Below are 19,474 nucleotides of genomic sequence, written 5' to 3' on the forward strand. Positions count from 1 at the left end.
TGCTTAACATGCACATCAAATCATCATTCATCATATTAATCACTTCTTTTATGACAGCTCAAAACCAGCCTGATTTTCGTACCGTTTACGAAAAAGGAAACGGCAACCAGACGGCGACGTATCAAGAAACGATCGCCTATTTCAAGCTACTCGACCAACAGTTCGAAACCATTTCGATGAAGGAAATGGGCCCGACCGATTCGGGCGAACCGCTGCACATGGTCACGTTCAGCCCCGATAAAAATTTCGATTTCGACAAAATACGCCAAAAGAAAGCCATCTTATTGCTCAACAACGGCATCCATCCCGGCGAACCCGATGGCATCGATGCGACGATGATGCTGTTCCGCGATCTGGCTTTGGGTAAAATAACTGTTCCCAAAAATCTGGTGATTGTCAACATTCCGGTGTACAACATCGGTGGGATGCTCAACCGCAATTCGCATTCACGCGCGAACCAGAACGGACCGGAAGTGTACGGTTTTCGCGGCAATGCACGCAATTTTGACCTGAACCGCGATTTCGTCAAATCGGATGCACGCAACTCGAGGAGCTTTGCGCAGATTTTCCACGAGGTCGACCCCGATGTGTTCATCGACAATCATGTGAGCAATGGCGCCGATTACCAATACGTGTTTACCTATATCGCTACGCACCACCAGAAAATGGGCGGCGAACTTGGAACGTTTTGGGAAAAGGAAATGATTCCGGCGTTGCTGGCCGACCTCAAAAAGAAAAACATCGAATCAGTCCCGTACGTCAACATCCACGATGAAAAACCCGACAACGGCTTTGAGCAATTCATGGATTATCCGCGGTATTCGACCGGATTCGCGTCGATGTTCAATACCGTAGGCTCGATGCCAGAAACGCACATGCTCAAGGATTATGCGTCGCGTGTCAAGGTGACTTACCAATACATGCTGACGACCATCAATTACATGGAACAAAACTTCGGTAAGATCAAGCAATTGCGCCAAGCCAATCTGGCCAATTATGCGCCCGGCAAAAAATACACGCTGCAATGGGAACTCGACAAGACCAAGGCCACCGATTTGCCATTCCTGGGATACGAAGGCGGTTACAAGCCAAGTGACATTTCGGGTAAGCCACGTTTGTTTTACGATACAAAAAAACCGTTCAATAAAACGGTTTCCTATTACCAAACCTACCAACCGTCCTTGGAAGTGACCATTCCCGAGGCGTATGTCATCCCAAAATCGTGGTGGCCCGTCATCGATTTGCTCAAAATCAATCAAATCGAGATGACCGCTTTGGAAAAAGACACCGAGATGGAAGTCGAAAGCTACCGCATCGGCGATTTCAAGACGTCGAAATACGCTTATGAAGGCCATTATCCGCACAGTGCCGTGAAGCTCCTTCCGAAGAAGCAAAAAATGGTTTTCCACTCTGGCGATTTCGTGGTCAAAACCCAGCAGCCAGGCGTCAAATATTTGCTTGAAACGCTTGAACCGCAGGGCAATGATTCGTTTTTTGCGTGGAATTTCTTCGATTCGGTGTTGCAGCAAAAAGAACATTATTCGGCTTATGTGTTTGAGGATCTGGCCAAGGAACTACTCGATAAAAACCCAAAACTGAAAGCCGAATTCGACCAGAAAAAAGCATCCGATAAAGCCTTTGCCGATTCGGGCCAGGCGCAATTGGATTGGATTTACACGCATTCCGACTACTATGAGAAGTCGCACATGGAATATCCGGTGTATCGGGTTTTGAGATAAAAAAGTTTGGCCACGAATACACGAATTTTTAATTAAAGATTTGATTTAAAATTCGTGTATTCGTGGCTATAAAAACTACTCGTATTGCTTTTCGGGTTCAAAAAGCAACTTGATGTTTTCGTAAGAATTTGTGAGCGCCTGCTGGATTTCATCGGGTTTGAGCCATGCCACTTTCTCGATTCCTTCGTCTTCCTGCGGATGGAGTTGACCCGCGAAAGTAGTGTGCATTTCAAACCAATGCGTGATCTTGAGCTTGTATCGCCCGTTGCGCTTGAAGATGTGATAGGTTTTTTGCAGCTTGCGGCCAAGCGTCAATTTGGAAACGCCGGTTTCTTCCTCGACTTCGCGCAGGGCCGTGTTTTCGATCTCCTCCCCTTTTTCGATGCCTCCTTTGGGCAAATCCCATTTGCCGTTGCGGAAAATGAACAACACCTCGCCATGTTTGTTATAGACAAGCCCGCCGCCGGCCTTTTGCACCGGAATTTTCTCCTTGAGTTTTTTGAGGATTTCCTTTTCGTCGGGATAATACAGATAAGCCTTGGAAATTTTGCCTGAAAACATCTTTACAATAAGCTGTTCGATGTCAATACTTTCCAACAAGAACATCTGGAAATCGGTCTCTTTAACAATCTCATTTGTCAAAAAAAGTGGTTTGTCGTTCACAAAAACTTTATACATTTGTAACTATGATTTTTAATAAAGATACAGCCGAAAAGACAGCCGAATTGCTTTTGCAAATAAATGCAATTAAATTGAATCCGAAAAATCCTTTTACATGGGCTTCGGGTTGGAAATCGCCTATTTATTGTGACAACCGATTGACACTGTCGTTTCCTTTGATCCGGAATTACATCCGAGACGAATTTTCCAAGCACATCGAGAAGCAATTCGGGAAACCCGATGTCATTGCCGGCGTGGCCACAGGCGCGATCGGAATTGGCGTATTGGTCGCCGAAAGCATGGGATTGCCATTCGTTTATGTGCGCCCCGAACCCAAAAAACACGGCCGCAAAAATCAGGTGGAAGGTTTCCTCCAGAAAGGCCAGAATGTCGTGGTGGTAGAAGATTTGATCAGCACCGGAAACAGCAGCCTCATGGCCGTGGAAGCCTTGCGCGAAGCGGGCGCCAACGTCAAAGGCATGGCGGCGATTTTTACGTACGGATTCGATGTGGCCGAGGAAAACTTCAAGAAAGCACACCTCGATTTGTACACGCTCAGCAATTACCAAAATTTACTCAACCTTGCGGTAGCCAAAAAATACATCACCGAGGAAGAACAAGCCACTTTGAGCGAATGGAGTTTGCATCCGGACACTTGGGGCGTCGAGGTCTAATCTTACAGTCATAAAATCAATAATCTTACAATCCAAATATGAATTTAGAATCTCCGAAAGTCAGCGTCGGCCAATCCGCACAATATTTATTCGACCAATTGTCGGATGTCAAGAACTTCGAAAAATTAATGCCTGACACGATTGCGAAATTCGAGGTGACAGGAGACGAATCGTTTATTTTCGGACTCAAAGGCATGCCCGAAATCAAACTCAAAATGAAAGAGAAATCGGCTCCAAACAAACTCGTCCTGGGTGCGGCCAGCGACAAATTGCCGTTTACATTGGAAGCCAAAATCGATTCGCTAGCCGACAACAAATCGGATGTTCAGTTGTTTTTCGAGGGCGAATTCAATGCAATGATGGCGATGATGGTCAAAGGCCCGATCTCAAAGTTCATCGAGACTTTGGCCGGAAACATGAGTAAATTATAGGCTTTAAGCTACGATAAATAGAACCTTTCCGTTAACCGGGAAGGTTTTTTTATGCGCAATAGTCTTGGCTCTAGCAGTGAAACGGTCTTACAGCGCAGCGGTCTTGGTTCTCAAAACAACATTTTGATTTCCTTAATTCCGTAAGTTTCAAAAGAATCATCTTCAAGTTTTAACCGGATTTTCCCATCGGCTTCCACTCCATCGATAATGGCCATGAACTTTTCACCTGCTGGCTTTTCAAACGGCGTCGGAATGCCAATCCTGAATAGATTCGAAATATAATTTCCCCATAGCTTTTTGGAAGAAATTTGCGGAATGTTGCGCTCAATTGCTTCGGCGATTTCAACCAACAATCCCTCTTTATCAAACACTTTTTCGGATACCAAAGCCAGCGATGAAGCTTGCGGCAAATGGTCGAAATTGGTTTGATTGACATTGAGCCCGAGTCCGATAATCGATTGTATCCCGCCCGTTTTGATGCTGTTTTCGATCAAAATCCCGCCAACTTTCTTATTTCCTGACATTATGTCGTTTGGCCATTTGACGCTGGGTTTTGGAATGACATGCTTTTGCAGCACTTCGATGACCGACAAAGCCACGATGACGTTGAGTCGAAAAATCGCATGGACATCAACCAACACCTCCTTGACCAACATACTCATAATTAGATTCTTACCCGCTTCTGAGTTCCAGACGGCGCCCATTTGGCCTTTGCCTTTGGTCTGGTTTTCAGCGCTTACAACTGTAAAATTTTCAACGTTTTCCTGTTGTGACAGACTTTTGAGGAAATCATTCGTGGAATCAATGGCATCAAGTTTGACTAACCGCATCGGAATTTTTTGTGTGACAGAATTTAATCTTGTGTTAAGGTTCAAATTTAAAGACAAAAAATGGTAACTTTGCACACTTATACGAAAACATTAATGGCGAAAAAGACAATAAATAATGATGTTTTACTGGCTAACATCATCAAAGGGATTGAAGAAGTAAAAGGCAACGATATAGACATTTTGGATTTACGCGAAATAGACAACGCAGCCTGCGACTATTTCATCATCTGCAACGGTAATTCCAATACCCAGGTTAATGCGATCGTCAACTCGGTCCAAAAAACCGTATCCAAAGAATTAAAGGACAAACCATGGCACGTGGAAGGCACGGACAATGCCGAATGGGTGCTCATGGACTATGTCAACATCGTCGTGCATGTTTTCCAGAAACACATCCGCGAATACTACAATATCGAAAGCCTTTGGGGTGACGCCAAAATCACGACCATCCAAACCAAATACTAAAGAAAAACAGACAATGGATAATAAACCTAGTCCAAACAGATTTAAAATAAGTCCGTGGCTTATTTACGGCGCTATTTTCCTCATATTCGCATTGATTTTCGTCAGTGGCGGCGGCTCGGGATTCCAGGATCCAGCCAAAACAACCTCGTCCAAGTTCAACACGTTTTTGGATCATGGCGACGTGGCAAGAGTGGTGGTCTACAATAAATCCGAAGCCGAAGTCTACCTGACCAAAGCGGCCTTGTCCAAGCCCGAGCACAAGGATGTGTCCAAAGACATGTTCGAACGTCCGAACACCAAAGGCCCGCACTATGTGTTCGACATCGGGAACGATGAAATTTTCCAGAAAAAAATGGAAGATGCCGTAGCCCAGAAAAAATTGCAGGATTTCAGCTTCCAGCAAAAAAGCAACTGGTCCGATTTCTTCAACCTGTTCTCGATCATCATCATTGTCGGACTGTGGATTTATATCATGCGCAAGATGAGCAGCGGCGGTGGTGGCGGTGGCGGCCAGATTTTCAACATCGGGAAATCGAAAGCCAAATTGTTCGACGAAAAAACTGACATCAAGACGACTTTCAAGGACGTAGCCGGACTCGAAGGCGCCAAGGAAGAAATCCAGGAAATCGTAGAATTCCTCAAAAATCCAGAAAAATACACCAGTATCGGGGGTAAAATCCCGAAAGGCGCTTTGCTCGTAGGGCCTCCGGGAACCGGAAAAACCTTGCTGGCCAAAGCCGTAGCCGGTGAAGCACGCGTCCCGTTTTTCTCGTTGTCGGGTTCCGATTTCGTCGAAATGTTTGTCGGTGTGGGTGCCTCGCGTGTCCGTGACTTGTTCAAACAGGCGAAAGAAAAATCCCCGGCAATCATCTTCATCGACGAGATTGACGCGGTCGGTAGGGCGCGTGGAAAAAATAATATTTCGGGCGGAAACGACGAACGCGAAAACACCTTGAACCAATTGCTTACGGAAATGGATGGTTTCGGAACCAATTCGAATGTCATCGTTTTGGCCGCGACCAACCGTGCAGATGTACTCGACAAAGCGCTCATGCGTGCCGGACGTTTCGACCGCCAGATTTTTGTGGACCTGCCGGACATCCGCGAAAGAAAAGAAATCTTCGAGGTGCATTTGGCGCCGCTCAAAAAAGAAGAAGCGCTCGATACCGATTTCCTGGCCAAACAAACCCCAGGATTTTCAGGAGCCGACATCGCCAACGTCTGTAACGAAGCAGCCTTGATTGCAGCGCGTAAAGACAAAAAAGCAGTCGACAAACAGGATTTCCTCGATGCCGTAGACCGTATCGTCGGTGGACTCGAAAAGAAAAATAAAATAGTTACCCCTGAAGAAAAGAAAGCCATCGCGATCCACGAAGCCGGACACGCTACCGTGAGTTGGATGCTCGAACATGCTGCGCCATTGGTCAAAGTAACCATTGTGCCGCGCGGGCAAAGTCTCGGTGCCGCCTGGTATTTGCCTGAAGAACGTTTGATTGTTCGTCCAGACCAAATGCTCGACGAAATGTGCGCCACCATGGGCGGACGTGCTGCCGAAAAAGTAACGTTCAATCGCATCTCGACCGGCGCCTTGAGCGACCTCGAGAAAGTGACCAAACAGGCCCGTGCGATGGTGACCATTTACGGACTCAACGACAAGCTCGGCAACGTGACCTATTATGATTCGACGGGGCAAAATGAATACAATTTTTCGAAACCGTATTCGGAACAAACCGCCGAATTGATCGACAAGGAAATCTCGGCCTTGATCGAGAGCCAGTACCAAAGGGCCATCCAGATTCTTGAGGAAAACAAGGACAAATTGAACCAATTGGCCGACATCCTGATTGAGAAAGAAGTGATTTTCAAGGACGACCTCGAAGCCATTTTTGGCAAGCGTACTTTCGACAGCAACCTGCAGGAAGAAACGGCTTTGTAAGAAAATAATTGAACTTTAAAAAAAATCTTATTTCAAATGTTTTTGAAATAAGATTTTTTTATCTTTGAATGTTTTCAAGAGGGAAAACCTAAACACTGATCTAATTTTTATGAGTCTTTTCAGGAAATTTTTTGGCACAGGCAACGATTCTTCCGACGAGGAAAAAGAGAGCGAATTCAACAACCTGCAAGCCAATCTTTCAGCTCCTGCTGATGAAAAGTTCACCTTCAATTTCAAGAAAAACGGTGGCAAATTCCTGTATTGCGAAAACCTCGACGAGGTCAAGGAACAGTTTGAGAACATCCTCGAAGAAAACGACTGGTTTGAGAGTGAAGCGATTTGTTTCGAACCGAAATTGTACCATCTGCTCGATGAGAACAAGCTCGAATACAAGAACGTTTCAAACCCCAAATTCTTACTGGCCAGTTGCGAAAACCTCATAGCCGATGAAGGCTCGATCCTGTTTTCCTCTAACCAGATCAAACAAAACAAACCCAACGATTTACCGGTCAACATTGTCATCATCGCCACGACGAGCCAGATTCTCGAAAGCAAAAGCGACGGACTCCGCGTGATCAAGAAAAAATACGACAAGGACTACCCTACCAATATCACTACCATCAAATATTTCGAAAAAGCCAAAGAGGAAGATTTCCTGCAATACGGAAGCTCTGCCAAAAACCTCTACCTGCTGCTTTTAGAAGACCTTTAAGATGAACGAAACGCTCACGAGAACGCTGTCGGGTATCGTCTACATTGCGATACTGGTTACAGCCACTTTATTTTTGCCGAGTTTTTTGTTGCTGTTTGGAATTTTCCTGCTCATCACCGTGGCCGAGTTTTGTGAATTGGTGCACATCAAACGGTTCCTCCCGATCGGTATTGCCATCGCCGCCTATCTGCTGTTGACCTTTACGCCTTTGAACCGCAATATGCAATGGCTTTTACTCGCGGCAACCCTGTTTGTTTCATTCAAATGTATGGTGTTTCTTTTTGCCAAAAACCAACGCCCGCTCGATGTACTTTCCAAATACGTCTACCTGATCGGGTACATCATTCTCCCGATTGTACTGATCACCAAGATTCCGCTCATCACTACCGATTACACCCCAAAAATCATCATTTCGATTTTCATCCTGATTTGGGCCAACGACACTTTTGCCTTTGTAATCGGCAAATCGTTCGGGAAACACAAACTATTTGAACGCATTTCTCCCAAAAAAACGATTGAAGGTTTTCTCGGAGGTCTTATCTTTGCACTTATTTTTAGCGTGCTCATCGCCCAATATTTCGTTTTGGAACCCACTGTACTGTGGATCGGGATTTCGCTTGTCGTGAGTATTTTCGGGACAATCGGCGATTTGATCGAATCCAAATTCAAACGGCTTGCAGGCGTCAAGGACAGCGGAAAAATCATGCCCGGCCATGGAGGCATACTCGATCGGCTGGATAGTATTATATTTGTAGCACCATTTGTTTTTTTGTTATACCAAATCCTGTATTATGTTTCATAAAGAAGGCGCAAAAATTATCCTGATTTCGACGACACTGACCGTAGTGTTGCTATTGGTTATCGATCATTTCATCACTTTGCCTTGGCTTCGGATGGGGACCATGCTCGTCGTTTTGTTCTTTCTGGTCATGATTTTGCAATTTTTCAGAAATCCAAAAAGGGCGGTCGACATCAGCGACAACCACATCATCGCGCCGGTCGACGGAAAAGTCGTGGTCATCGAAGAAGTCTACGAAGCCGAATATTTCAAGGACCAACGCCTACAGGTTTCGATCTTTATGTCGCCGATCAACGTACACGTGACGCGCTATCCGGTCAACGGAAGGATCAATTTCAGCAAATACCACCCGGGCAAATACCTCGTGGCCTGGCATCCGAAAGCGAGCACCGAAAACGAAAGAACCACGGTTGTGGTCGAAAATAGGATTTTTGGTGAAATCCTGTACCGCCAGATTGCGGGCGCCTTGGCCAAACGCATCGTCAATTATGCCGAGGCTGGGATGCAGGTCGTCCAAGGGACAGATGCCGGATTTATTAAATTTGGTTCGAGGGTGGATTTATTTTTACCTTTAGGCACCGAAATCAACGTCCAATTAAACCAGAAGGCAGTTGGCGGGAAAACAATCATTGCCACTAAATCCTAATGTCCGAAAAAGATCTAGATACCCGTTTTAAGGAAGCGGTCGAAATCGCCGATACCATGTCGCAATCCGATCTGCCACAGGATGTGCAGTTGCGTTTGTATGCCTATTACAAACAGGCGACTTCTGGAAGCCCGACTGCCAATTTCAGCGCCAATTTCGACCTCAGGAATGCCTTCAAGACCAATGCCTGGATGCAAATCAGCCATCTCTCGATCGATGAGGCCAAAGAATTGTACATCGAGGCGATCCTTTCCCTACAAAAAAAATAACATTATGAAGACGATCAAACTTTTGCTGCCGTGTTTTTTGGTTACCGCGGCCTTGCTTTCGTGCAACAAAAAGAAACTGACCGAGGTGGTCGAGGTTCCGTTGCCTGCCGCAGAAGAAAAAGTAACCCTCGGGCAACCCGATGACGTCAAAGCCGACGAAGGGACGTTTGCCATGGCCAAGCTGCCATATGCCTATGATGCATTGGCCCCGAACCTCGATGCGCTTACGATGGAGATCCATTATTCGAAACATTACCTCACTTATACCAACAACCTCAATCGCCTCATTGCCGGAACCGAGCAGGAAAAACTGCCCATCGAGGAACTGATCGCCAAGCTCGACATGAGCAACGCCGATTTGCGCAACAATGCCGGCGGTTATTACAACCACACCCTCTTTTTTGAAGGCATGGCACCCAAAGCCGGTGGCGCCCCCAAGGATACCTTGGCCGTAGCCATCAACCGCGATTTTGGTTCGTTCGACAATTTCAAGACGGCTTTTTCTGATGCGGCTTCAAAGCAGTTCGGCTCGGGTTGGGCTTGGCTCATCACTGACCGTGCCGGAAAACTGCAAGTCATCTCGACCCCGAACCAAGACAATCCGCTGATGCCGCAGATGCCCATCAAAGGCACACCGATTTTGGGCCTGGATGTTTGGGAACACGCTTATTACCTCAATTTCCGGTACAAACGCAAAAATTACATCGACAACTTTTTCAATGCCATCAACTGGACCAAGGTCAATGAGCGTTACGAAGACGCGATGCGAAGAAAATATTAAACCACCGCCCTATTTTAGGGCTTTTTTTTTGAAAAAATAATTCTGTTAAAAATTTGATTTTCCTATTAATTAGAAGTTTCTTGCGCCATCAAACAAAAACATCAAACACGTGAGAACAATTTTAAGAATTTCAACAGTTTTACTATCAAGCCTTTTGCTTGTCCATTGCTCCTCATCGGATGACGGTGGTGGCGAGCCTGTAGTTCCGACCGTTACTCCTGCGGCCGTAAATACGGTTTCGGCTGAGAATGTCAACGGGCTTTCGGTTACGCTCAACGGAAACATCACCAATGCCGGAACCGGAATGTATGATTATGGCTTTTGCATCGGGACCGACATCAATCCAACCCTAGAAAATGCCCGTGTGGTAAGCAACAACGGCAGCCATACCGGGGCTTTTTCGCAAACACTGAACATGTACGAGCCCAACAGGCTTTATCATGTGCGCGCTTACGCAAGGACTTCCAATTTTGTCGGTTCCCAGGTCGTTTATGGAAATGACATTACTTTTTCGACAACCTATCCAATCGAGAACCTGACGACCAAAAACATCATCACCAACAGGGCACTTTTCAGGATCAATGTGCTTAATGTGCCTGAAAACGTAACCGAGATCGGGGTTTGTTATGGAACCATCCAGAATCCTACATTGGCCAATAGCGAAGAATTGAATTTCTCACTGTCGGCAGGTTATCAAGAAAATACCAACATCATCCAGATCGATCCGCTGACGCCCAACACGGTGTACTATGCCCGCCCTTATTATGAAATCAACAACAATCAGGTGTATTATGGCGCAGAATCCAGCTTCCGTACGGCGGGTTATTTTGGACCAGCAGGCGGATACGTTGCTTTCGACAAAGGTGAATCGACCGATGGATGGCGTTATCTTGAAGTAAATCCTACCTCACTCATGTACAGTGGAAATTACGTACAATGGGGTTGCTACGGCACACTGGTTTCCAACACCTATCCCGAAATGGGAACCGGGCTGACCAATACCACCACAATCGTATCGGGTTGTGGCGCGGCCAATTGCGCGGCACGACTCTGCTATAATTTTGTAAAAAACAGTTACACGGATTGGTTTTTGGGATCCAGGGATGAAATGGTCACTGTATTGCAAAGCCTCCGGGGAATCAACATCAACCTGGACAGTTGCTGGACTTCCACAGAAACCACGGCCTATCAAGGCTACACCATCTATACGGTCAGCAATACCGCGCAATACCATACCTCAGACAAAGACGGCGGCACTTATGTTTTCCCGATCAGGAGGTACTAAACATTAAAGCATAAAAAAATCCCGAATAGTATTCGGGATTTTTTTTTATTTCAAACTCGCCAAGCTCTGCTCAATCGTCGCGATCTTCGCAAGCGCATCGGCTTCTTTCTTGCGTTCCATCTCGAGGACTTTCTCGGGTGCGCCGTTGACGAATTTCTCATTCGACAGTTTGGCCTGCACCGATTTAAGGAAACCTTGCGTGTAATTCAATTCTTCGGTCAGTTTCGCGATTTCCTGGTCGACATCGATCGCCCCGGTAATCGGGATGAAATATTCGTTCGATTTGACACGGAACGACAAGGCGCCGTCGACTTTCTCCGAAACGTATTCCAACGCGGTAATGTTGCCGAGTTTCATGATGACTGGATCGAAATAGGTCGACAATTGATCCTTGTTGACCGCTTTCAAATCGATGGCATCCTTAAATGGGATGTTTTTCTCTTTGCGGATCGTACGGATTCCGGAAATGACTTCAGCCGCATGATCAAAAGCAGCAATCAATTTCATCGGGCGCTCGAAATTTGAGAAATCTTCATTCATATCGAATGATGAGACCTCCAATTCTTTTCTTTCCGGCCATGACGATACAATTAAAGCTTCGTCCTCGCTTCTTTGGGCAATGTGCTGCCAGATTTCCTCGGTCAGGAACGGCATGAACGGATGCAACAATTTGAGGTTGCTTTCGAGCATTTCTATCGCTTTGGCGAATGTGGCACTGTCGATCGGTTGCTGGTAGGCCGGCTTGATCATTTCGAGGAACCACGAACAGAAGTCGTCCCAGACCAATTTGTAGATGGCCATGAGCGCATCGGAAATGCGGTACTTTTCGAAATGGTCTTCGATTTCGGCCAACGTCTGTTGCAACTTGGCTTCGTACCATTCGATCGCCACTTTGGACGATTCGGGTTGCGCGATATCGGCGACTTCCCAACCCTTGATGAGTCGGAAGGCATTCCAGATTTTATTCGTGAATCCTTTGCCTTGCGCGCACAATTCTTCGTCGAACAAGATGTCGTTTCCGGCAGAAGCACTGAGCAACAACCCGACGCGAACGCCATCGGCTCCAAATTTATCGATCAAATCCAATGGATCAGGTGAATTCCCAAGTGATTTTGACATTTTACGACGTTGCTTGTCGCGGACCAATCCGGTCAGATATACATTGGTAAACGGTTTGGCATCGGCGTATTCATAACCCGCGATGATCATTCGCGCAACCCAGAAAAACAAAATATCGGGTCCGGTCACGAGGTCGTTGGTCGGATAATAATATTTGAAATCCTTGCTTTCCGGATCCATGATGCCCCCGAAAACGGCCATCGGCCACAACCAGGAGGAGAACCACGTATCGAGTGCATCGGCATCTTGTCTCAAGGTTTCGGCGGTGATGTCCGGATTTTTGGCTTTGGCGAGTTCGAGTGCTTCGGCTGGCGTTTCCGCTACGACAAAATCCTCTTTGCCGTCGCCATAATAATAGGCCGGAATCTGCTGGCCCCACCACAATTGGCGCGAGATGTTCCAGTCGCGGATGTTCTCCAACCAATGGCGGTACGTATTTTCGAATTTCTTCGGATACAATTTGATTTCGTCGCTTTCCAAAACCGCTTTGATCGCCGGTTTGACCAAATCGTCCATCTTGAGGAACCATTGGTCGGACAGACGCGGTTCGATGACGGCCTTGGTCCTTTCGGAAGTACCTACTTTGTTCAAATGCGTTTCGGTTTTGACCAGATTGCCGAGCGATTCGAGTTCCTTGGCGATTTCGTCGCGCACTATGAAACGGTCTTTGCCTTGGTAATGCAGACCGTACGAATTGAGCGTCGCGTCTTCGTTGAAGATATCGATGATCTCGAGGTGGTGTTTTTCGCCCAATGCCTTATCGTTGACATCATGCGCAGGGGTTACTTTGAGGCAGCCCGTTCCGAATTCGATATCGACATATTCGTCCTCGATGATCGGAATCACGCGGTTGGCAATCGGCACGATGGCTTTTTTGCCTTTGAGGCGCGTGTATCTTTCATCGTTCGGATTGATGCAAATCGCGGTATCGCCCAGAATCGTTTCTGGACGCGTGGTCGCTATCGTTACGTATTCATCGCTGCCTTCTATTTGATAACGCAGATAAAACAATTTGCCTTGTTGTTCTTCGTAAATCACTTCTTCGTCGGACAAAGTCGTCTTGGCTTCCGGATCCCAATTGACCATGCGGTAGCCGCGGTAAATGAGTCCTTTGTTGTACAAATCGACAAACGAGCGAATAACCGAAGCTGACATATCGGGATCCATCGTGAATTTGGTGCGTTCCCAATCGCACGACGCACCCAATTTCTTGAGTTGGTCGAGGATTACACCGCCGTATTTGTCGGTCCATTCCCAGGCGTGCTTGAGGAATTCTTCGCGTGTGAGGTCGTTTTTGTTGATGCCTTCGGCTTTGAGTTTGGCTACAACCTTGGCTTCAGTGGCAATCGACGCGTGGTCGGTTCCGGGCACCCAACAGGCATTGAACCCTTTGAGGCGCGCGCGACGGATCAAAACATCTTGGATTGTATTGTTGAGCATGTGCCCCATGTGCAAGACGCCAGTCACATTGGGCGGCGGAATTACGATGGTGTAAGGCGTGCGCGAATCAGGTTCTGAATGGAAATAGTTGTTTTTCATCCAGTAGTCGTACCATTTTTGTTCTATGGCTTTGGAGTCGAATTGTGCGGGAATGCTCATTTATTGTTGAATCGTTTATTTGTTGAATCGTTTAATTGTACTTCAAAATTCGAAATTCGTTAATCGACATTCGACATTTTTTTGAATGATGAATCTTGATCAACGAACATTGAACGTCGAAGTTTCGGGACCCCCCTAGCCCCGATTGCAGCGGAAATCCTTTTTTGAGATTTCTCCCGTTGGTCGAAATGACAAACGGGATAAAAAAAGATTGCAGCGGAAAGCGGGAACCAGCTCCTTGAAAACATACAAAAACCGTTTGGCATGTGCTTTGCAAGGCGCGGACTGCAAAAGTAAAGAATTACGGGCTGATAAAAAATTAAGAGTTAATAATTTGCACATTGATTCAAACAATGTATTTTTACTTACCAAAAATTAAAATTTACCCAAATGAAATCAAAACTATTATGGCTGTTTGCAGCGGTAACCTTTAGTGTGGGTGCGATGGCACAACAGGGGCCCAAGATTGAGTTCCTGGCCAAAGACAACACGATCGATTACGGCAAGGTCTCTAAAGACACCGACAACGGCATCCGTTCTTTTGAATTTAAAAACACAGGCGACGCGCCTTTGATCATCACCAACGTACAATCGACTTGCGGCTGTACGGTACCCTCGAAACCCAAGGAACCGATTGCGCCTGGGAAAACCGGAAAGATTGAGGTGAAGTACAACATGAATCCGGGACCGATCCGCAAAACGATTACCGTAGAATCGAATGCGGTGAATGTGGAAGGCGGCCGCGTCGCGATCAAGATCAAGGGGGAAGTCATCGCCAAAGATGATGTGAACATCCTTGAAAAGAAAAAAGGCGTTCCGACGAGCGACTATTAAAACACCAGAAAGGGCTTCGAATGAGGCCCTTTTTTTATAATGTATTTTGGAGCTGGAATTTGAATTTCATCGGGATGCCGCTGCGTTCCACTTCGAGGTAAATCCATTTGCCGTCCTCAGATTTGAGGATTTCGTTGATTTTCTGTAACGTATACCGGTAACCGGCCGTGCCGTTGATGCTCACGATGACATCGCCTTTTTGGATTCCACACGCATCGGCCGGCGAATCTTTGCGCACATTGCTGATGGAATAGATCGGCTTGAGCGAAAACTTGTACTTGAAATTGTCTTTCTTGTTTCCGCCGATATCGAACGAATCTTCCTTATGAACGGTTTGCAGCGTCACGGTTTCCTGCACCCATTGCATGCCGTCGTTCTGCAATTCGAGGCCGCTCATGTTGTAATGGAAGTCCGAGTAGAAGTGTCCGCCTTTTTTGAGGTATACTTTGTGGTGTTCATAATCCATGACCACGCCGAATCGTTTGAAAATTTCTCCTCCTATCGATCCCACCCTTCCTTTGACCATGTTGACACTTTTGATCGAAGTCGAATCCGGGAACGCGATGATGGGCTTGTCGAACGAAAATTGATCGATGCGCAGGTTGTCGATGCGTGCGCGTTTGCCAAAAATATCCCCGCTAAACCCCTTGCCGAGGTAATCCTCGAAATTCTTTTCAGGGACTTGGAACAGTTTGTTGTTTTCGAACAGCCAAAGCGCATCGCTGTTGCCCAGGTCGAGCAGTAATTTGGCCGGTGCGGTTTGGTGGCCAACGGTGACATCGGCTACCAAATAGGGTTTTCCTTTTTCGACGGTGATCGGGAATTCGGTGTATTTTGTATGGAGTTTGCTGCGAACCTTCGCATTGTCCTGGTAGACGATGATCTTGCGCTTGTCGTAGTTGATTTCCACCAGGTTGTCCTTGAAAAAATGATAGCCAATGATACCATTGACCGGGATGCCTACGTGGGACGAAAAATTGAAACTTTGGTCCATGACGATGTACAGGTCATGCTGTTTGTCGGTGATCCCATTGATCGAAAGCACATTATTGGACGAACGCAAACCTTCTATCGCTTCATCGCTACCCAAACCTTTGAGTTTGATTTTTTCGACATTAAAAAAACGCACTTCGCTTTTATCGTCAAGACTGAGCAAAATGGTTTCCTCGACACCGGTATCGAGCAGGAAAATCAATTCAACCCCATTGACGGTAACCGGGATAAAAATAAGGTTGTTGATGAACTGGAAAGGGATGACGACTTTGTCTTTATGGGTTTCAAACTGGAAGCCTTTCTGTGCCTTTGCGCCAACAGACCAAAGAAAGAAAAACAATAAAAGCAGTTTGTAACGCATGCAAAAGGTTTGGTTTAAAAATAAGAAAAAAATCTGCCAAACAGATGATGCAATATAAAGCAAAAGAGTTGGCTTGCAGCTAAAAAATTTGCAAATTTGCGTTTCAAAACCCGAGGCATTTGATATTAAGAGGAGAATGTCCAGTGGACATTCGGTAAATCAATCATCGCCGCGAAATAAATTAAAATAACACATCATGCCAAAAGTTTCGAACAAAGGAAAACAGATGCCCGAATCGCCAATCAGAAAATTGGTGCCGTATTCGGAAATTGCCAAAAAGAAAGGACACAAAGTATACCACCTCAATATCGGCCAGCCCGACATCAAGACGCCCGATGTGGCGCTCAACGCGATCAAGAACAACCACATCAAGGTTTTGGAATACAGCCACTCTGCCGGATTCGAAAGCTACCGCACCAAATTATCCGATTATTACAAAACACACGGCCTGCCGGTTGACGTAGCCGACATCATCATTACCACCGGCGGTTCAGAAGCCCTGCTTTTTGCGATGGGCTCGACAATGGATCAAGGCGATGAAATCATCATCCCCGAACCTTTTTATGCCAATTACAATGGATTTTCGACGGCTTCAGGTGTCAATGTGGTTCCGGTCATTTCGACAATCGACACGGGATTTGCGTTGCCTCCGATTGCCGATTTCGAAAAACTGATCACACCAAAAACCAAAGCCATCTTGATCTGTAACCCAGGCAATCCGACCGGTTATTTGTATTCGAAAGAAGAAATCATGCAACTGGCCGATATCGTCAAAAAACACGACCTGTTCCTGATTGCCGACGAAGTGTACCGCGAATTCATCTACGATGCCAGCGAATCGCATTTCTCGGTCATGAACGTTCCGGGTCTCGAAGACCACGCCATCATGATCGATTCGGTTTCGAAGCGTTACAGCATGTGCGGGGCGCGTATCGGTTGCATCGTTTCGAAAAACAAGGAAGTGATGGCCGCGGCTATGAAATTTGCGCAGGCGCGTTTGAGTCCGCCTACGTTCGCACAGATTGCCAGCGAAGCCGCACTCGACACCCCAAAAAGTTACTTCGACGAAGTCATCACCGAATACAAGGACCGTCGCGATACGCTCATTGCCGAGCTCCAAAAAATCGAAGGCGTCAAAGTGGCCACCCCGAAAGGCGCATTCTATTGCATCGCGCAATTGCCGATCGACAACGCCGATGATTTCGCGCAGTGGTTGCTCGAATCGTATGCCCTCGAAAATGAAACCGTTATGGTCGCTCCGGCTGCGGGCTTCTATTCGACCCCGGGCGTCGGCCTCAATGAAGTGCGTATCGCTTATGTACTCAAGAAAGAAGATTTGATCCGTTCGGTTCAGATTTTGAAAGAGGCGTTGAAGGCTTATAATAACAAGTAATTTTTGGCCAGACAATTGCTTCGCCAGTTCGCTGGCGCTCGTTCCGGCTATCCGTTTTATCTTTAAAAAAACGCGCCCTTTTTTGGGGCGCATTTTTTTTAAAGGATGCCGCGGGCTGGAGTATGTGCCCAATTTAAGCCCAATCTTCCTATGCCAACGCGCCGCCTGCTCCTTCGCTAACCCCAGGCTGAAAAGCCGAACTGAGCGAAGCTAAATAGTTCACTGGACAATTTTTTAACACTCGGCCCTCTCTGGGCTAGGCAACCGATTTTCAGATGGGAGTCGCATTAATATCGAAAAAAAACAACAAAAAAGGCTGCCCGAATGGACAGCCTTTTCTTATTTCAATCTATTATCGCTTGAGCGAGAAGTGCGCCTTAAATTCGGTCATGTTGCCGTTCTCGTCGCTGTAATGCACCTTGAACCAATAATCGGTCGAAGGCAACGGATAGCCGTTCATCATCCCGTTCCAGCCTGCACCTTGTGGGCTGATTTCCTTGAGGAGTTTTCCGTAACGGTCAAAGATTTCAATCTTAGCCAATGGTTGGTCGCTCAAATCAGAAATGTTCCAGGTATCGTTGTAACCATCGTTGTTCGGCGTGAAGAACTTCGGATAATCGATGATCCTGATTTCGGTCGACAACTCACCGCAACCGACTTTATCCCTTACGGTAATCGTATGATAGCCCGAGGAAAGGTTGTGGAACTGGTTGCTGTCTTGCCATTGGCCGTTGTCCAATTGGTACTCGTAGTTTCCTACCGGCAATACGGCTACGCTGACCGACTGGTCTTCGGCAAAATACAACGAGGCAGAAGCCTTCACGACCTGTGGCGGGAATGAAGTGATAATCGTCGTCGAACCGGTGTTGTAGCATCCGGTCAGGTTGTTGGTCACGGCCACAGTATAAGTTCCCGGCGCTTCGGCCAAATAACTGCTTCCGGTAGCGGTAAGAATAGGACCACTCACATCAGACCATTGGAACGTATGGTTGGCCGCATTCAATCCGGTTGTCAACAAGTAATTCGATCCCGGCAATGGGTTGCCTGATTGGTCCACACAAATGAAACCTTGTGGCAAGGTAATGACCGGCAACGGATTCACACGGATGGTTCCCGTAGCCGTAGCCACACCGCAACCTCCTGTAGTGGTCACGGTATAGGTGAATGTTCCCGATTCTGTTGGCGTACCCGAGATGGTCAATACACCACCCGAGAAACTTTGGCTGATTCCGATCGGCAATGTACCTGCCACCACAGAAGCGCCAGTAGCACCGTTTCCAACCGCATAGGTAATGTTCACCAATGCTTGCTGAACCACACAAACCTGTTGCGCATCGGTTCCTGCAGCCGAAGTTCTGGTAACGGTTACATTAGGCGTAACCTGAATAATACCGTTCAACGAGGCGGTCGAACAACCGCCAACGGTCGTCACGGTATAGTTGTAAGTTCCCGCAATTGCCGAAGATCCGGTAATCGTAAAGATGCCTCCCGCATAACTTCCTGTGATTCCAGCAGGCAATCCAGTTACGGTTGCCCCGGTCGCGCCATTTCCAGGCGTGTAGGTAATCGGACTGATGGCCGCATTCATACAAACAATCTGGTTTGTTGTGCTGGCCGATGATGTCAATACCAAAGTGACATTCGGTTTCACGACAATTACACCGGTAAGCGTTGCACTCGAACAGCCGCCCGTAGTCGTTACCGCGTAGTTGAATGTTCCCGACGCTGTTGGTGTACCGCTAACGGTAAACACACCGCCCGCAAAAGTTCCGGTTACCCCTGCCGGCAATCCGCCAGAAGTAATAGATGCTCCCGTCGCGCCATTTCCTATGGCATAAGTCGTAGCCACAATCGGGGTATTGACACAAACATTCTGGTTGGCAGTTGCTGCGGCAGAAGTGAGTGTCAATGTTGCATTCGGTCTTACGATAATGGTTCCATTCAATGC

General features: G+C 46.8%; 18 protein-coding genes. 13 read left to right on the top strand and 5 right to left on the bottom strand.

Translation table 11 applies throughout. The features are described 5' to 3' along the window. Positions 1-50 precede the first annotated feature (50 nt). A complete protein-coding gene (locus QM717_RS19180; protein ID WP_415039998.1) occupies positions 51-1,739 on the top strand; it encodes a M14 family metallopeptidase in 1,689 nt (562 codons plus the stop codon). A 75-nt stretch (positions 1,740-1,814) separates the two neighbouring features. Here QM717_RS19180 and QM717_RS19185 read toward each other — a convergent pair whose 3' ends face one another. Beyond that, entirely contained in the window at positions 1,815-2,417 is a 603-nt protein-coding gene (locus tag QM717_RS19185) for an NUDIX hydrolase (RefSeq protein ID WP_415040000.1), read from the bottom strand. 8 nt (positions 2,418-2,425) lie between these two features. Between QM717_RS19185 and pyrE the strand changes: the two genes are divergently transcribed. Together pyrE and QM717_RS19195 are read left to right on the top strand one after the other, a co-directional pair. Next, a complete protein-coding gene (pyrE, locus tag QM717_RS19190) occupies positions 2,426-3,073 on the top strand; it encodes an orotate phosphoribosyltransferase (protein WP_415040001.1) in 648 nt (215 codons plus the stop codon). Between the two features lie 38 nt (positions 3,074-3,111). Further along, positions 3,112-3,504, top strand: coding sequence for an SRPBCC family protein (locus QM717_RS19195; protein ID WP_415040002.1), 393 nt, complete (start codon positions 3,112-3,114; stop codon positions 3,502-3,504). A gap of 110 nt (positions 3,505-3,614) precedes the next feature. Here QM717_RS19195 and QM717_RS19200 read toward each other — a convergent pair whose 3' ends face one another. Continuing rightward, positions 3,615-4,334 carry a biotin--[acetyl-CoA-carboxylase] ligase gene (locus QM717_RS19200; RefSeq protein ID WP_415040004.1) on the bottom strand — a complete coding sequence of 240 codons (720 nt, stop codon included), beginning with the start codon at positions 4,332-4,334 and terminating at the stop codon, positions 3,615-3,617. A gap of 93 nt (positions 4,335-4,427) precedes the next feature. Between QM717_RS19200 and rsfS the strand changes: the two genes are divergently transcribed. The 8 genes from rsfS (at position 4,428) to QM717_RS19240 (ending at position 11,227) form a co-directional block, all read left to right on the top strand. Beyond that, entirely contained in the window at positions 4,428-4,799 is a 372-nt protein-coding gene (rsfS, locus tag QM717_RS19205) for a ribosome silencing factor (protein WP_415040006.1), read from the top strand. Positions 4,800-4,812: 13 nt separating this feature from the next. After that, on the top strand, positions 4,813-6,735 hold the full coding sequence (ftsH, locus tag QM717_RS19210; protein WP_415040008.1) for an ATP-dependent zinc metalloprotease FtsH: 1,923 nt from the start codon (positions 4,813-4,815) through the stop codon (positions 6,733-6,735). A 109-nt stretch (positions 6,736-6,844) separates the two neighbouring features. Beyond that, positions 6,845-7,447, top strand: coding sequence for an LUD domain-containing protein (locus QM717_RS19215; protein ID WP_415040010.1), 603 nt, complete (start codon positions 6,845-6,847; stop codon positions 7,445-7,447). A gap of 1 nt (position 7,448) precedes the next feature. Further along, positions 7,449-8,249 (top strand): phosphatidate cytidylyltransferase, encoded by an 801-nt coding sequence (locus QM717_RS19220; protein WP_415040011.1) that lies wholly within the window; start codon positions 7,449-7,451, stop codon positions 8,247-8,249. Continuing rightward, the gene (locus QM717_RS19225; RefSeq protein ID WP_415040012.1) at positions 8,239-8,892 is read left to right on the top strand and encodes a phosphatidylserine decarboxylase family protein; all 654 of its coding nucleotides are present in this window, start codon (positions 8,239-8,241) and stop codon (positions 8,890-8,892) included. The genes QM717_RS19220 and QM717_RS19225 overlap by 11 nt, the downstream gene beginning before the upstream one ends. Then, complete coding sequence (locus tag QM717_RS19230) at positions 8,892-9,161, top strand: acyl-CoA-binding protein (RefSeq protein WP_415040014.1); 270 nt, start codon at positions 8,892-8,894, stop codon at positions 9,159-9,161. Before QM717_RS19225 ends, QM717_RS19230 begins: the two co-directional genes overlap by 1 nt. Positions 9,162-9,165: 4 nt before the next feature. After that, on the top strand, positions 9,166-9,942 hold the full coding sequence (locus QM717_RS19235; RefSeq protein WP_415040016.1) for a superoxide dismutase: 777 nt from the start codon (positions 9,166-9,168) through the stop codon (positions 9,940-9,942). Between the two features lie 109 nt (positions 9,943-10,051). After that, a complete protein-coding gene (locus tag QM717_RS19240; RefSeq protein WP_415040018.1) occupies positions 10,052-11,227 on the top strand; it encodes a hypothetical protein in 1,176 nt (391 codons plus the stop codon). A gap of 45 nt (positions 11,228-11,272) precedes the next feature. On the opposite strand, the gene QM717_RS19245 is transcribed toward QM717_RS19240, so the two are convergent. Further along, entirely contained in the window at positions 11,273-13,945 is a 2,673-nt protein-coding gene (locus tag QM717_RS19245) for a valine--tRNA ligase (RefSeq protein ID WP_415040020.1), read from the bottom strand. Between the two features lie 390 nt (positions 13,946-14,335). Between QM717_RS19245 and QM717_RS19250 the strand changes: the two genes are divergently transcribed. Further along, positions 14,336-14,779, top strand: a complete 444-nt coding sequence (locus tag QM717_RS19250) for a DUF1573 domain-containing protein (RefSeq protein ID WP_415040022.1) — start codon at positions 14,336-14,338, stop codon at positions 14,777-14,779. A gap of 34 nt (positions 14,780-14,813) precedes the next feature. Here the strand turns inward: QM717_RS19250 and QM717_RS19255 are convergent, their stop codons facing one another. Continuing rightward, positions 14,814-16,133 (bottom strand): PDZ domain-containing protein, encoded by a 1,320-nt coding sequence (locus QM717_RS19255; protein ID WP_415040024.1) that lies wholly within the window; start codon positions 16,131-16,133, stop codon positions 14,814-14,816. 196 nt (positions 16,134-16,329) lie between these two features. Between QM717_RS19255 and QM717_RS19260 the strand changes: the two genes are divergently transcribed. Continuing rightward, positions 16,330-17,526 carry a pyridoxal phosphate-dependent aminotransferase gene (locus QM717_RS19260; protein ID WP_415040026.1) on the top strand — a complete coding sequence of 399 codons (1,197 nt, stop codon included), beginning with the start codon at positions 16,330-16,332 and terminating at the stop codon, positions 17,524-17,526. 352 nt (positions 17,527-17,878) lie between these two features. On the opposite strand, the gene QM717_RS19265 is transcribed toward QM717_RS19260, so the two are convergent. Continuing rightward, positions 17,879-19,114: a T9SS type B sorting domain-containing protein gene (locus QM717_RS19265; RefSeq protein WP_415040173.1), complete on the bottom strand. Its 1,236-nt coding sequence runs from the start codon at positions 19,112-19,114 to the stop codon at positions 17,879-17,881. Positions 19,115-19,474: the final 360 nt, after the last annotated feature.

Origin of the sequence: Flavobacterium sp. (assembly GCF_047602195.1) — a bacterium.
Classification (GTDB): domain Bacteria; phylum Bacteroidota; class Bacteroidia; order Flavobacteriales; family Flavobacteriaceae; genus Flavobacterium.